The sequence below is a fragment of the Bartonella sp. AC130YNZD genome (genome assembly GCF_042196865.1).
Lineage (GTDB): Bacteria > Pseudomonadota > Alphaproteobacteria > Rhizobiales > Rhizobiaceae > Bartonella.
Window position 1 is genome coordinate 16,982 of sequence record NZ_JBHIQZ010000004.1, and the last position, 14,942, is coordinate 31,923.

Annotated in this window: 15 protein-coding genes and 1 pseudogene; 1 reads left to right on the forward strand and 15 read right to left on the reverse strand. The window is 40.1% G+C overall.

All coding sequences use genetic code 11. The annotated features are described in order from the left end of the window. The 4 genes and pseudogenes from ACFINU_RS02555 to ACFINU_RS02570 form a co-directional block, all read right to left on the reverse strand. Window positions 1-447, reverse strand: a pseudogene (locus ACFINU_RS02555) (tol-pal system protein); the annotation flags it as partial. A 50-nt stretch (window positions 448-497) separates the two neighbouring features. Next, the gene (gene pal / locus ACFINU_RS02560) at window positions 498-1,019 is read right to left on the reverse strand and encodes a peptidoglycan-associated lipoprotein Pal (RefSeq protein WP_375617878.1); all 522 of its coding nucleotides are present in this window, start codon (window positions 1,017-1,019) and stop codon (window positions 498-500) included. A 52-nt stretch (window positions 1,020-1,071) separates the two neighbouring features. Continuing rightward, window positions 1,072-1,215, reverse strand: coding sequence for a hypothetical protein (locus ACFINU_RS02565; protein ID WP_375613210.1), 144 nt, complete (start codon window positions 1,213-1,215; stop codon window positions 1,072-1,074). Between the two features lie 6 nt (window positions 1,216-1,221). Then, window positions 1,222-1,917 carry a DUF1013 domain-containing protein gene (locus ACFINU_RS02570; protein WP_375617877.1) on the reverse strand — a complete coding sequence of 232 codons (696 nt, stop codon included), beginning with the start codon at window positions 1,915-1,917 and terminating at the stop codon, window positions 1,222-1,224. Between the two features lie 370 nt (window positions 1,918-2,287). On the opposite strand from ACFINU_RS02570, the gene ACFINU_RS02575 reads away from it, so the two are divergent. Next, complete coding sequence (locus ACFINU_RS02575; protein WP_254492472.1) at window positions 2,288-3,034, forward strand: YebC/PmpR family DNA-binding transcriptional regulator; 747 nt, start codon at window positions 2,288-2,290, stop codon at window positions 3,032-3,034. Window positions 3,035-4,103: 1,069 nt separating this feature from the next. Here the strand turns inward: ACFINU_RS02575 and tolB are convergent. The 11 genes from tolB to ACFINU_RS02630 all read right to left on the reverse strand — a co-directional run bounded on the left by tolB (window position 4,104) and on the right by ACFINU_RS02630 (window position 14,934). After that, entirely contained in the window at window positions 4,104-5,429 is a 1,326-nt protein-coding gene (tolB, locus tag ACFINU_RS02580; protein WP_375617876.1) for a Tol-Pal system beta propeller repeat protein TolB, read from the reverse strand. Window positions 5,430-5,467: 38 nt separating this feature from the next. Next, complete coding sequence (locus ACFINU_RS02585; RefSeq protein WP_375617875.1) at window positions 5,468-6,889, reverse strand: cell envelope biogenesis protein TolA; 1,422 nt, start codon at window positions 6,887-6,889, stop codon at window positions 5,468-5,470. A 108-nt stretch (window positions 6,890-6,997) separates the two neighbouring features. Further along, complete coding sequence (gene tolR, locus ACFINU_RS02590) at window positions 6,998-7,450, reverse strand: protein TolR (RefSeq protein WP_375617874.1); 453 nt, start codon at window positions 7,448-7,450, stop codon at window positions 6,998-7,000. Between the two features lie 15 nt (window positions 7,451-7,465). Next, entirely contained in the window at window positions 7,466-8,179 is a 714-nt protein-coding gene (tolQ, locus tag ACFINU_RS02595) for a protein TolQ (RefSeq protein ID WP_375617873.1), read from the reverse strand. Between the two features lie 1,751 nt (window positions 8,180-9,930). Next, on the reverse strand, window positions 9,931-10,371 hold the full coding sequence (gene ybgC / locus ACFINU_RS02600; RefSeq protein ID WP_375611759.1) for a tol-pal system-associated acyl-CoA thioesterase: 441 nt from the start codon (window positions 10,369-10,371) through the stop codon (window positions 9,931-9,933). A gap of 211 nt (window positions 10,372-10,582) precedes the next feature. Further along, window positions 10,583-11,677, reverse strand: a complete 1,095-nt coding sequence (gene ruvB / locus ACFINU_RS02605) for a Holliday junction branch migration DNA helicase RuvB (protein ID WP_375617872.1) — start codon at window positions 11,675-11,677, stop codon at window positions 10,583-10,585. 13 nt (window positions 11,678-11,690) lie between these two features. Then, complete coding sequence (gene ruvA, locus ACFINU_RS02610) at window positions 11,691-12,305, reverse strand: Holliday junction branch migration protein RuvA (protein WP_375617871.1); 615 nt, start codon at window positions 12,303-12,305, stop codon at window positions 11,691-11,693. Window positions 12,306-12,318: 13 nt separating this feature from the next. Further along, window positions 12,319-12,834, reverse strand: a complete 516-nt coding sequence (gene ruvC / locus ACFINU_RS02615) for a crossover junction endodeoxyribonuclease RuvC (RefSeq protein WP_375617870.1) — start codon at window positions 12,832-12,834, stop codon at window positions 12,319-12,321. A 981-nt stretch (window positions 12,835-13,815) separates the two neighbouring features. Then, window positions 13,816-13,938, reverse strand: coding sequence for a hypothetical protein (locus ACFINU_RS02620; RefSeq protein ID WP_375640356.1), 123 nt, complete (start codon window positions 13,936-13,938; stop codon window positions 13,816-13,818). A gap of 314 nt (window positions 13,939-14,252) precedes the next feature. Beyond that, window positions 14,253-14,429 carry a hypothetical protein gene (locus ACFINU_RS02625; RefSeq protein ID WP_375667341.1) on the reverse strand — a complete coding sequence of 59 codons (177 nt, stop codon included), beginning with the start codon at window positions 14,427-14,429 and terminating at the stop codon, window positions 14,253-14,255. Then, a complete protein-coding gene (locus ACFINU_RS02630) occupies window positions 14,416-14,934 on the reverse strand; it encodes a DUF1465 family protein (RefSeq protein WP_375617868.1) in 519 nt (172 codons plus the stop codon). The genes ACFINU_RS02625 and ACFINU_RS02630 overlap by 14 nt, the downstream gene beginning before the upstream one ends. Window positions 14,935-14,942: the final 8 nt, after the last annotated feature.

A 14,942-nucleotide genomic window follows, 5' to 3' on the forward strand; every position in this document is an offset into this window, starting at 1 on the left:
TGCTTTATCAGCTGCTTCAGGTGCTTCCTTCACAGCATCGACAGCCTTATTAACAGCGTCAGTGGCTTTTTCCGCTGCATCAGATGCTGCTTTATCAGCTGCTTCAGGTGCTTCCTTCACAGCATCGACAGCCTTATTAACAGCGTCAGTGGCTTTTTCCGCTGCATCAGATGCTGCTTTATCAGCTGCTTCAGGTGCTTCCTTCACAGCATCGACAGCCTTATTAACAGCGTCAGTGGCTTTTTCCGCTGTATCAGATGCTGCTTTATCGGCTGCATCAGGTGCTTTCTTCACGTCATCAGTTGCCTTATCAACTGCATCAACTTTATCCGTATCATGTGCAGGATATTCGGAAGCCTTTCGTGCCGCACTTTGAACAAGTGAAGTAGAACAAGCTATGAAAACCCACATATAAAAGAGTGTTTTCCAATTGATTTTACGATACATTTTTTTCCCCTTAAGAGCTTATTGAATAGTTGAAACAAACAATCTTCTTTTTAATGACTATTCATGTCACTCAACGTTGTCACAGCACGTCGATTTTGATTCCAACAGGAAATATCATCACATACTGCTACAGGTCTTTCTTTTCCGTAAGAAATTGTTTGAATCCGTTGTGCGGACACACCAAGAGACACCAAATAGTTTCGCACAGCAACAGCACGGCGCTGTCCAAGTGCCAAGTTATATTCACGTGTTCCCCTCTCATCAGCATGACCTTCGATCATAATAGAATAATAAGGATAATGAAGCAACCATTCTGCTTGGCGCGTTAAAATACGTTCAGCATCAGCATCAAGTGAAGAAGAATCGAGACCAAAAAACACGCGATCACCCACATTAACCGTAAATTCTTGTCCTGAGCCTGGTGACACCTGATTCAAACCAGCATCATTCATATAAGCGCCATTCATACCGTTAAGTGCACCAACATTTTTTTTGCCACACCCACCCAAGCATAGTGAGAAAAGAAAGAGGATAGCTAAGGAATGAGAGAGGTTTTTTTTGGTAGAGCGCATAGTCCGTTTCTCCTTGAATTTCGTAAAGAAGGGTAAATTCTTAAAAATATTTTTAAGAATAACCGTTAATTCCTAATGAAGAAGAAATTTTTTCTGTTTTTTCGTCCTCATTTTTACTTTTAAGTCTCTGCCAATTTTTCTTCTCTTCAGCCATTCCTCTAACATTTCCATAAGAAATGTTTCCCTTATGCGTCATGGCTTTTTATGCATCATCTTGATCTTGACGATTTTTTTGCAGCGCGTTCAGTTTTGCAAAAACTTTATCAGCGTCAAAAGTCTTATGCAGATTGTCTTCACTCTCATTTTCCTCTAGAGCAGCGTTTTCCGTCACAGAAGCGGGAAGCAACGACCTATCTTCTTCTGCAGCAACAGGGCGATTTTTCGCCGCACGCTGGAGCTCAAAATCTAAATCGATTTGCGAACACAAACCAAGCCCTACAGGATCAAGAGGAACCAAATTTGCACTATTCCAATGGGTTCTAAGGCGGATTTGTTCAATTGTCGCTTTTGTTGTCCCAATCAACCGTGCAATTTGTGCATCTTTCAACTCGGGATGGTTCGTAACCAACCATAGGATACCATTGGGACGATCTTGGCGTCGAGAAAGAGGGATATAGCGCGCCCCTTTACGTTTTTTTTCAGGAATATGCACCCTCGATTGAGAAATTTTCAAGCGTGCGTTTTGATCAGCCTCCACCCGTGCAATTTCACTGCGCGTCAATTGCCCAGAACTAATCGGATCTAAACCTTTAATACCATAAGCCGCATCACCATCGGCAATAGCTTTTACTTCCAAGACATGCAATTTACAAAATTCTGCAATCTGATCAAAAGAAAGAGCTGTATTATCAACCAACCAAACAGCTGTTGCTTTGGGCATCAAAAGTTGCGTTGCCATTTTTATAAATCCTCTTCTGCGCCTCTTCTATGAGGCAGGTTACCGCCCACTCAAGAGCACTGGAACTTTTTTATATATATTTAGGTCTCTCCAACCACTCCTAAAACAAAGCGCGGTATGGAATAAACCATTTTGCTATGAGATTACACTCTGTTATAGCGTTATTTTTGCTCAACGACAAGAGATCTCTCTTGTAATGATCCTCAACTAAGATGTCTTTACCTTTAAGATGAATTTTCTTATAAAGTGTTTATTCGATTATTTCACCTCATGCTGTGGCACATTTATTCTGGTGGGATACGTGCTTTATCGCCTTAAATTCTAAGGAGTATCCAACTGGCAAAAAAGCCCTCAAATAGGAAGGAAAACTATGGCAGGCCATTCACAATTTAAAAATATTATGCACCGTAAAGGGCGTCAAGATGCAATGCGCTCGAAAATATTTTCTAAGCTTGCGCGCGAAATTACCGTAGCAGCAAAACAAGGTGCTCCTGATCCAGCCATGAATCCACGTTTAAGGCTGGCTGTTCAAAATGCCAAAGCACAATCGATGCCGAAAGATAATATTGAACGCGCAATTAAAAAAGCGTCAGGCGCCGATGTCGAAAATTATGATGAAGTACGCTATGAGGGCTATGGACCAGGCGGCGTTGCCGTCATTGTTGAAGCTTTAACTGATAACCGCAACCGCACCGCTTCAAATGTGCGCGCCGCCTTCACAAAATCAGGAGGAGCCTTAGGGGAAACAGGATCGGTCAGTTTCATGTTTAATCGGATTGGTGAAATAATCTATAAGCCAGAAGCAGGAACAGCCGATAACATCATGGATGCAGCAATTGAAGCCGGTGCCGAAGATGTGCAATCAGAAGAAACCGGACATCATATTACCTGCGCATTTGAAGATATTGGTGAAGTTTCCAAAACACTTGAAGCAAAACTTGGTGAAGCAGAATCGATTAAAACGATTTGGAAAGCCACCACCCTTGCACCAATAGATGAAGAAAAAGCTTTGTCTGTTTTACGACTAATTTCAACATTAGAAGAAGATGATGATGTGCAAAATGTTTATGCAAATTTTGATGTCAGTGATGAGATTTTGGCAAAATTGTCTGTATAATTCCCATCATTTGCATAAGCCCTCTCTTCATGCATGAGGGCTTCAAAAGCATCTGTCACCCCTCCTCTTTATCCGCACATATAAAAGCCCCGCATCAATAGCGGGGTAAGCCATTGATGCAACAAGAAACCACAATCAATCGCAGAAAACATAATCCCCAAAAAAAGCATACAAAACTCTGTAGCCACACGCCTTTCTTACATGCCCCAAAGATTATCCCTATATTCCTCTCTATTTGATCTTTTTGTTCTTTAAGATTAACCTCCTCTCCCCACCCTCAAGTAATGAAATGATCTAGCCTCTAAACAATTGGGGTTTTCTTGACGTATTCCTATGACGAATCACTCATGAAATTCACTTGAAACTTAAGGCTCAACAAACATGCATTCCCCTAAATATTCGCTACGCACTAAAAAAACACTTAGAATATATCAAGGAGGTTTATACGCCCTATATCCCCACACCTCAAAGGGCAGTGTTTTTACAACATCACAGAATAAAAATAAGCAAATGGAAAGCCAGAGCTGATTTTTTAGCAAAGTATTGTACAAAAAGCCGGTACATCTCTCTAATCCGTTGCAAATAAATTTTTGACTTTATGGCATTAACTTTATGGCATCGTATATTTCTAAAATAACGTCATTTATCTTAAAAATCTCTCCTTTTGCTCTTACCAATCAATCAAGATTCAGATCTAAAACAACCGCGTACTTGAATAAAACACATCAGAGAGCAACAGCCCCCCCCTGACAAGAGTCCGGACTCTTCACAAACAAAATCGAAGAGGAAGTTTAAAAAAATATAGCGACACTTTGAATAAAAAGTTGAACTCTAGAGACCTCAGAATTTTCGACTCTATTTTTTCAAGGTCTTGTTTTGAATTTTTTTAAGCATTTTCCCCAAGGAAATTCCATTATCGATCAACAACCATAGATGATAGATGAAATCTACATAACTCCCCATGCCCATTATAATCAATTCCTTCTTTTAAATAATTAAAAACTATTGAAATTTTGTGTAAACTTGAGACTATATTCCTTCTATATTCTGTATTTTTACGCATTTTGTTTTATTGTATATTGAGCAAAGGCGACCATGCTGGATCCGAAGCATCATTGGGGGTAGGGAGTTGTCGTTCATTGCGTCCCGTAATATCAATCGTATAGATTTTTGGTCCCATACCGGGATTTTTGCGAAAGAACATCAGCACACGACCATTGGGGGCCCAAGTTGGTCCTTCATTGTGAAACCCTGTGGTTAAAATTCGTTCTCCTTGCCCATCAGGGCGCATAACACCGATAGAAAATTGTCCGCTTAATTGTTTTGTAAAGGCGATATAGTCACCCCGTGGAGACCAAATAGGTGTTGAATAACTCCCATCGTTTGAAGAAATACGTTGAATATCACTCCCATCCGCATTCATTTTATAGATTTGCGGCTTTCCACTACGATCTGAAGAAAAGACAATTTGTTTTCCATCCGGTGAATAAGAAGCAGAAGTATCAATAGCAGAAGTTGTTGTAAGTCGCGTCATCGTACGGGTTCGTAAATCCATAGTGTAAAGATTGGCACTCCCATCATTTTGTAACAAACTCATGATAACTTTTTGTCCATCAGAAGAAAAACGTGGAGCAATTGTCATGTTATTAAACGTTCCGATCAACTCTCTTTGCCCCATTTCAATTTGTTGGAGATAAACATGAGGTACTTGATTGTCCTCATAAGCCATATAGGTCATTTCTTGTCTTTTTGGGGAAAAACGCGGTGTAAGCACCAATTCACTTCCATCAGACATATAAATCAAATTTGCGCCATCTTGATCCATCATTGCTAAGCGTTTAATGCGTGCATTTTGGGGGCCTGTTTCATCGATAAAAACAATTCGTGTATCAAAATAACCACTTTCTCCTGTCATTTCACTATAGATCTCATCTGCGATCATATGTGCCACACGCCGCCAACGTTCTGTCGCGGTATAAAAACGCCGTCCTTTCAATTGTCTTTGTCCAAACACATCCCATAAACGAAAATCGACCCTCAAACGTCCATCGATTTCTCTCATGACTTGCCCAGTAACTAAACCTTGCGCTTTTATTTTCTGCCAAGAAGCAAAATGCGGTTGTTTATTAGGATTAGAAATGTTTTCAAAAAAATTTGCTTTATCAAGCGGTAAAAAAAGCCCCGACCGTTCAAGATCGGCTGTCACCACAGCAGATATTTTCAACCCAATCGAATCATTGGAAATAAAGTCTGTAATTGCAATGGGAATGGGATTAAAATCAGCGCTCGAAATAGTTCCTTTCAATTGCGCATAACCCGATGAAATACTTGAAAGCCACAACCCACAAGTGACAATAAACCAAGCAAAAACTTTATGTCTCGTTATAGTCATCATGGAATGTGTCCTTTCGTTAAGCGCTTTTTTCTCGTTTATCATCTTATTTCTTGGAGGGGATCAACATTAAAGTCAAAACCTTGCCCCCATAGATCATATTGATCACGTGGGAGATCTGCATAAGGTTGGCATGAAAAGACAGCAGCATACACCTGCCTTATCATAATAGCTTGTTGACTCTCAAGTCCGCTTACGGGATCAATGATAGGATCGCCCACAACCATCCCTTCACGGTCTAAATAAAATCGCAACCGCACGACCGGACGATTTTTTAAATCGCCGCCAAGCGCCACAAGTTTAAGCTTCTGTTGAATACATCCCCCTACAATATTGACCAATGTTTGTGCCATTTTTGTGGTATCATTAATATTTTTTCTTGCACCCAAAGCTTCTGGTGTATGAGAACGTTTTGCTCCCCCTCCTTGCGACCGCGCACGATTGAGCAAATTATTTTCCTCCAGAGCTAAAATATCTTCAATGGTCTGTTTCTCTTGGTTTTTCTTATTAAGCTTTGGCGTCTTTTGATTCAATGCAGCCTCATTCTTCTTTGGAAATTCTCCGTCAAACTTTGGTTTAAACTGTGGAAGAAGAGATTTTTCTGGAAGTACAATTTTGGGCGCTTGATGAACAATCTGCTCTGCTGATACTTTGGGGACCGTTGGAGCCAATTCTTTTGGCGATATCATTTCTTCATTTTTGTGCGCAGGCTTGAGCGCAACCTTGGGTGTATCCTCCGGTGGTACCTCCAAAGGCATCTCAGGCGCAACCTTGGGCGCATCCTCCGGCGCCTCCAAAGGCATCTCAGGTGCAACCTTGGGCGCATCCTCCGGCGCCTCCAAAGGCATCTCAGGTGCAACCTTGGGCGCATCCTCCGGCGCCTCCAAAGGCATCTCAGGCGCAACCTTGGGCGCATCCTCCGGCGCCTCCAAAGGCATCTCAGGCGCAACCTTGGGCGCATCCTCCGGCGCCTCCAAAGGCATCTCAGGTGCAACCTTGGGCGCATCCTCCGGTGCCTCCAAAGGCATCTCAGGTGCAACCTTGGGCGCATCCTCTGTTTTTGCTTCTAATAATTCTGGTTTTGTAAGTTCGGGTGCAAATATTTCTGACGTGTTCTCGCTTGATGGTGGCGATGCTGTTTCAACGGGACGCGGCTTTTCCTTTGGTTGAAACGGTGCCAGACTATCTATTTGTCCCTCTCCAATATGGCGTGCATCTTCTTTCTCTTGTGATTGCATAGTTGGTTTGACGGCAGGGATTGCACGGATAGGAGCCTTCACGGCTCCTTGTTGAGAAGAAAACTCGTCCACTAAAGGAGCAAGAGTAATGGGAATTTCTTCCAATGGTTGTGGTAAAGAAACAGAGCTTGTAAACTGAATAGCTCCCCAACTGAGAAAAATGACATGGACCACAAGGGATAAAGCCAAGCCTCGTTTCATACTATGATAAGAGTCTTTGTTCATTCTTTATGCCTTACTTATGCCTTACATTTTTTCATTTTTAATCACTCTATGCTCTTTTTAAAAACATCTTAAAAACAACCGGTTACGCACAATTTTATTACTTATTATTTATTGTGCTAGACTTGCTAACGCAACTTGAGAAAACCCTGCTTTTTGAATATCCGCCAGCAGTTTTAATACTTGCTGATATTCAACAGTTTTAGCAACCCGCACAAAAACCCGTTGATCTTTTTGTGTAGCATCTGCTTCCAGAAGAGTTTTCAGGTGTGCAATCAGGGCCTGTGACGTTTCATAATAATCTTGATTAATGGCAAAGCGCCCTTGCGCATCAAGTGAAACCGTAAGAGGTGTTTTTTGAGCTCGTACGGGACCTGCTTGACTACGAGGCAAATCTAGAGGAACACCGTTCACTAAAAGGGGGGCAGAGACCATAAAAATAATCAACAAGACCAGCATGACATCCACAAAAGGAGTGACATTGATCTCACTCATCAGTTGGCTTTGTGAATGATGCCGCCTACGTGTATTTTTGCGAGAAGAAGAAGCAACAGAAACGCCCATGGGATAAGATCCTTTTTATAAAGAGGAAGGTGCTGTGCGTGTTTCATCAATACGCCGCGATACAATTGTTGAAAATTCATCAGCAAAATTTTCTATTTGTGCAATGATGCGCGCACTTTCATGAGTCAACTTGTTATAAGCAATAACAGCTGGAATTGCTGCAAACAAACCAATAGCGGTTGCCAAAAGCGCTTCTGCAATCCCTGGCGCGACAATGGCAAGTGATGTATTTTGAGAAGCTGAAATAGAAAGAAAAGACTCCATAATACCAATAACTGTTCCAAAAAGTCCGATAAAAGGTCCCGCAGATCCCAGTGTCGCAAGAAAACTTAATTTTGATTCTATTTTTTCACTTTCACGTCCCAGCGTCAAATCCATAGCCTTATCAATTCTGCTCTGCAAACTTTTCGATGTATGGGTCCCTTTTTCAAGAGATTTTTTCCATTCAACCATTGCTGCTATAAAAACTGCGGATATACTATTGGTACGTTGACTTTTGCATGATGCATAAAGATCTTCTAGCGCTTTGCCAGACCAAAATGTGCGTTCAAACTGCTTTATTTCACGCCGTATTCTCCGATACGTAAAAATTTTATCAAAAATAATTGCCCAACTCCAGATAGAAGCGAGCAGCAACCCGATCATAACACCTTTCACGATCCAACTCGCTTGCATAAACAAATGCAACATTCCAATTGTTTCTGGATTCGTTAGTTCTACATGCGGCATAATTTTTGTCCCTCTAAATGAAAGATGCATTTTTTAAAATTTTATAAAACAGATTATTTTATAGTTTCTAAATTTAAGTAAAGACTCTAGTTTCACATAAATCCATGCGCTAAAACAAGACTTGTTTCTTAAATTTCCTTAAAAAGTGATGACGAGAGACATCCCTCAATGCACGCCCCCCTCATTTCACAACAGCATTTATGAAAAATATAACGATAAGGACTTATCCATAAATACTATAAAAATAAAAGATATAAAAATGCATAATATTAAATCTATTATGCACCACCATCTTTACGTTTATAAAAAGAACGCTAAATCATCATACGCGTTTCCAGCTTAAAATACAGCGATAAGTCTTAGCACTTGAAAAGATTCGTAAGAGGTATTTTATTTATTTCTTAAGTGTTTTTGTATCCACTCACCAACTCCGCTTGTGACATGTAAGAAAATGTTTTTTATTAATTCGCGGCAATAGAGCTTGAAAAGAAAAAATTTTACAAGTTTCAGAATTATCTGAAAGTGACAACGCAATGAATTATCATTGTAAATAAATATGTTATCATCATAAAAGATGACGCTTTGCCTCAGGCTATTATTTCTCTCATTTTCCATCGAATTGAATACGGGGTACACCATCGGGCACAAAAAACGACAATAAACCACCCTACAACACCTCACAACAATGCGCCTCACCCATGCACCCCTACGACGTCCTATGTAATCTAGTGTAAGTCTCATGTAATCTCACTGTATTGTGAATTAGCCCCTTTCAATGCCTATCATCTCTCTGGCACCATGGTATAACGTACAAGCTTCTGTGACATGAAAAAAGCCTTTTCACATTTTTACTTCATCAAAACCGGCTTCTTCGCTCTCTTTGCTCACTTGCGATATTTGATCGTTATTGCATTGAAAATGATCCATAAGGAACATTTTTACAATTTTTTCAATGATTTATATTTTTCTCTTATGATGTGTAAGCAAATGATTTTAATTGTTTCAACATGAACAGATTTGAAATGAAAGTATTTTATTCTATTCCTCTATTAGGGGTTGTGCCCGTAAAAAGTGATAATTTATCTTTCTAAGTCAATATATTATATAGAATAATATGCTTTTGAAACTTTAAATGCAAGAATGCATTTCTGCTTTGCATACATTGATCTCTCACTCATTCCCTACGTTTAGAAGCGCACATAAATCGCGCATTATAGCACATAAAGTCATGCATGATGGATAGAAATGGATGAAACACGCGCTTTTGTGATGCCAAATGATAATCCAGTAAAAAAACAAATCAAATTGCTTAAAAACACCCTTTAGGTGTTTTGAGACAATTTTCGACCTAATAGCTTATTATCACTTTATTGCAATATTGTGCTGAGTATGTGCATTTTTATAAAAATAAATCTTAATCCATTTTTATTTTTTTTATATTTTGTACTTTTTCGCTGCTTTCTGATGCCAACAAACCTTTCTTCAAAAGAAAGAAAATATCTTGAGTTTATAGCAGAAAATGGATGAGGCGACATTGATTTTGAATCATAACATGGATGAGGTATGTTTAATTTTGTGGGATATCATCTTCAATTTATTGTAGTTATTGTAGCAGAGGTGCTTTCTTTTGCTGTATCGTGTAACCTTGTTGGAAAACATTTAGGCTATGATAAATATGTATAATCTTAGATTGTAGATTACTTTATATCTGCTGATCTTTCCTGAAACTGCTAATTCAATGAAGAACACTTTTAACCAAGCATTTTTGCAAAAAGTTCTTTGGGTAAACGTCGCGGTTTTGCCTCCTCATTAATCAGAGCAATTTCAACTTTGGCTGTTACCAACGTGGTCATCTCATGCAAAATAGATTGCTCCATAAAAAAGCGGGCCCCTTGGATATGAGTAACACGTGTTTTAACAACTAAAAGATGATCAATTTTAGCTGGTCTTGAAAAATTAATTTCCATATGACGAACAACAAAAAACAGTTTTTCCCCCTCACCCCCTGCTGCTAACATCTTATTATTAAAACCGGTATCCCGTAAAAACTCTGAACGTCCTCGTTCAAAAAACTCAAGATAACGCGCATGATAAACTACACCGGAAAAATCTGTATCCGCAACATAAACGCGGACCTGAAAATTATGAAAAGCGTTTGTATGATTGCTCTTAAAAGGTGTTATTTCTGTCATCGACTTCATATCCCATAAAATCATCTAATATAGCAAATTATCTATCAATCAAAAGATTGAACACATTTTTGTGTTGAAGTTGTGAAAAGCAAAAAATTTTTAATAGTGCCAAACCTTTTTAGCCAGAATATGCTAAAAGAAGGCACGTCTCTTGTATTTTATGACCTTGCTATAAAATATTCACATAGTTTCTTTTAATAAAGAGAATGTCTTAATCATCTTCCCCATCCCATAAAGATGTCTGAAATGATGAATTCTCTTGAGCATCAGAAAGTTGAGAACGCCTTTGTATAGACGTTGTAGAGGCTGGAGCAGAAAGCCCTAAATGGCTCCAAGCCTTTTCAGTTAGAATGCGTCCACGAGCGGTTCTATGAATAAACCCTTGTTGGAGCAAATACGGTTCAACAATATCTTCAATGGCATCGCGTGGTTCTGATAAAGCAGCAGCAATTGTTTCAATCCCCACCGGTCCCCCTAAAAAAGTTTCCGCAATCAGGAGCAAGTAGCGACGATCAAGCGGATCAAGACCAAGATGATCAACCTCAAGGCGCGAAAGCGCTTCATCGGCGATTTTTTGGTCAATTTGTTTTGCTTGTTTAACCAAAGCAAAATCACAAACACGCCGTAAAAGCCGTCCGGCAATACGAGGGGTCCCCCGTGCTCGGCGTGCAATTTCATGAGCACCATCATCACTGATCTTGACGGCAAAAAGTCGTGCATTACGCTGCACAATATATTCCAATTCTTCTATAGTATAAAAATTGAGACGAATTGGGATGCCAAAACGGTCTCTCAGCGGCGTGGTCAAAAGCCCCAAACGTGTGGTTGCCGCTACCAAAGTAAATTTAGCCAGATCAATTTTCACCGAGCGTGCGGCCGGCCCCTCCCCAATGATCAAATCAAGTTGATAATCTTCCATGGCTGGATAAAGAATTTCCTCAATCGCCGGATTTAAGCGATGAATTTCATCAATAAACAAGACATCACGTTCTTCAAGATTGGTCAAGAGAGCGGCTAAATCCCCTGCTTTAGCGATGACCGGCCCTGAAGTAGAGCGAAAATTAACGCCTAATTCTTTTGCCATAATCTGTGAAAGCGTTGTTTTTCCTAACCCCGGTGGTCCTACAAACAAAACGTGATCCAGCGCTTCTTGCCGTGTTTTTGCTGCTTCAATAAATATTTTTAAATTAGCCCGTGCCGCTTCTTGACCAATAAAGTCATCGAGAACTTGTGGCCTCAAGGAACGATCTGGATCGTTAGGAAGGGGGGCGGAACCCAGAAGGCGTTTATCTTCATCTTTATGCATTGTTACCTTGATTTTAAGTAGGAGAAGAAAGCAATTTGAGACTATGGCGGATCAGCAGGGCAGAAGAAACAGTTTCCCCCTCAAGAGCATTCATCGCAAGAGCAAGAGCACGGGATGCATGTTCCCGTTCAAACCCTAGCTTCATCAACGCGGAAAGCGCATCATGCGCAGGTTGATTGGTCATCTCACGCTGAGGAACAGAAACAGTCTTGACCGCCTGTTCAAAGGGGAGTGTTTTACTTTTCAGTTCACCCACAATTCTTTCACTGACTTTTTTACCAACGCCCGGCGCTCGACTAATCATCGCAACATCATTTAAAGCAATAGCCTGTGCAAGTTCATCTGGCGATAAAGTACCCAAGATTGCCAAAGCAACCTTTGCCCCTACTCCAGGAACATTTTGTAGAAGACAAAACCACTCCTGTTCAGCTCTTGTAGCAAAACCAAAAAGGCGGATTGCATCTTCCCGAACATGCGTTTCAATAAAAAGGCTTAACGCCTCCCCAACCGAGGGTAAAGAAGGACGCAGACGATTTGACACAAAAACAACATACCCCACACCGTGAACATCAAGAAGGATATGATCATCAAAGATATGCTCAAGAGTGCCCTTTAATTTGCCAATCATGCTTTCACCCCAATCATATCGCCATCCTAGCCTGATAAGATCGGTCAATACTCTTACGATGCATACTATGACAAAGAGCAAGAGCAAGAGCATCAGCTGCATCACTGCTATCAAATTCAGCCCGTGGGAGGAGAACTTTGACCATCATATGGATTTGTTCTTTAGCCCCATGTCCAACACCAATAACCGATTTTTTCACTTTGTTGGGCGCATATTCAAAAACAGGAAGAGTTGCTTGCGCAGGAACCAGCAATGCAATTGCACGCGCTTGCCCAAGTTTTAAAGTTGCTGTAGCATCTTTGTTGACAAACACATGTTCTACAGCAGCTTCATGGGGCATAAATTGATGCACAACCTCTGAAAGACCTTTGTGGATCTGACATAACCTGGAAGCCAGCTCACACTGTACATCAGAAGAAACCGTCCCTGCTGCAATAAACTGAAGACGATTACCCACAACATCGATAACGCCCCACCCTGTACGCTGTAATCCAGGATCAATGCCTATAATACGAATCGTCTCTGCCATAAACTACAGTCTATACACTTTTCCCCCTTGTGAATAAAGACAAGACCACAAAGAAAACAACAACCCAAGACAAAACCAGTAAAAAGATAATCATCCCCCCAAATTTATACAATTATAACACACAACGAACAGCATCTTTATGGAACACACTTTATGAAGCATAACTGAAATCAATCAAAACCATTCACACATTACAAGCAAGCACCCTCTAAAGCATAAAAATTCCCTTTCTATATCATATCTAATGCCATAACGGTTAAACATCGCAAGCGAGCAAATAGAGAGTGCTGGATTGTACATTCATAAGTGTAAAGAGGCTATGCAATGGATGGTACACACTTTGCGAAAACTTTTTACATTATAGCATGACGCTACCATTATAAATCAACACATTGATTTATAATGGTAATTAATTATTTTGTATGTTGCATAAGAATCCCGAATATCCTAAGATTTTCTCATTACAAATCTGTTTATCTTGAATCAATCAAAACCATTCGCTTACATATGAAACGTGGGATTGCCGTATAGAGTGAAACTGTACAAGAAAGGACTAAAAATGCCTCTAATGAATTGTCTCAAGCGCCAAAGGCTGTTGCAACATTGGGGACTGGCAAAAGATGATGATAATGCCGGCTTTTTCCCTTGCAAGCGTAAAAATGAGAGAGGCTCAACGGATGTGAATAAGAACTGAGAGGTGTTTTTGAATATACTCATCACACCACAATGACATTATGTAAAGAGGAACATTGCATAGAGAGGGACATTGCATGGGGGCACAAGGAACCCATGGGATGTTCATTATATGGCACTTTATTTTGGATATTTTATTTTACGCGAGGGAAATAACTTCCATTCAAAACAAAAGAAGCCCCAAAACTGCAACAATGTGTATTATCCTCATTAACACACACTTTACAGCAACTTTATAGGCATAAATTATAGAGCATAAATAAATTAATGTACAAGCCCCTGCTCTATCTAGCGTCTAATCATTATCAGAGCCAAAACAAAATCACACGATAGATCAACAGAAAGTGTTCCAGCTGCAATCAACCAAAGTCGATTTCCCACAAAGACCAACCATACCCTATTCCATGCCATAATTCGAAATCAATACCTATCCCTCTCTCAGCTATAAACTCAAGATATTTCCTACGCTCAAATAGAAATTAGGCAGAAAAAAGCACTCTAGATTGGTTTTAGTTGTGAAATTTTGGTTGTAAAAAATGGATATACTGCTCTAAATATCGCAAGAAAGAAGCAAGAAGCTATTTTTCTCAGAACGCCCAAAAGCTGTTTTCAGTAATTCGATTTATTTTCCCACTGGATTATCATCGTTCAAGATACAGCCGCCGCTTATTGACCAAAGTGCTTAAACTACAGCCGCATCTCTAAATGAAACAAAATGCACGCTTCTAAACGTAATGAATGAGAACAAATTGACGGGAAGTTTCTGGCAATTCATGCCAATGAGGGGGTTCAAGTTCCAATGTCGGTGTATGAAGTGACACTTTTACAATTTCTTTTTTTATTTGTTCTGATGATATTTCCCCTTCGCGCAAAACAAGGGGAGTACCTCTAAGAACGCCCAAAGGCTGTTTTGAGCAATTCGATTTGTTTTCCCACTGGATTATCATCTTCTAGAGCACAGGAGTCCGCAGTTTCCCACCCAGCACGCATATAGGTTATCCGCGCTTCTAAACGCAATGAATGAGAAACAAATTGGCGAAAAATTTCTGGCAATTCATGCCAATGAGGGGTTTCAAGTTCCAATGTCGGTGTATGAAGTGACACTTTTACAATTTCTTTTTTTATTTGTTCTGATGACATTTCCCCTTCACGCTCTGCGCGAAGAAGAAGGAGTTGAGAAGCGATTTGCATAAGTCGTGTACTTAAATACATAGCCTCTTTCGCATAGACTGCAGAAACCTCTGCCGAAAGAGAGCGTGCCACTAATTTCCCTTCTGAGTCAATATACGCTGCGGTTTTTTCAATCAGCGCCATTGTTTCTTCGTAGAGACGATTAAAAGCATTTTCAAAAGCATTATGCTCAATCATGATAATAGGTTCATCATATGGACGTTTATGTACACTCACGCTTTTAT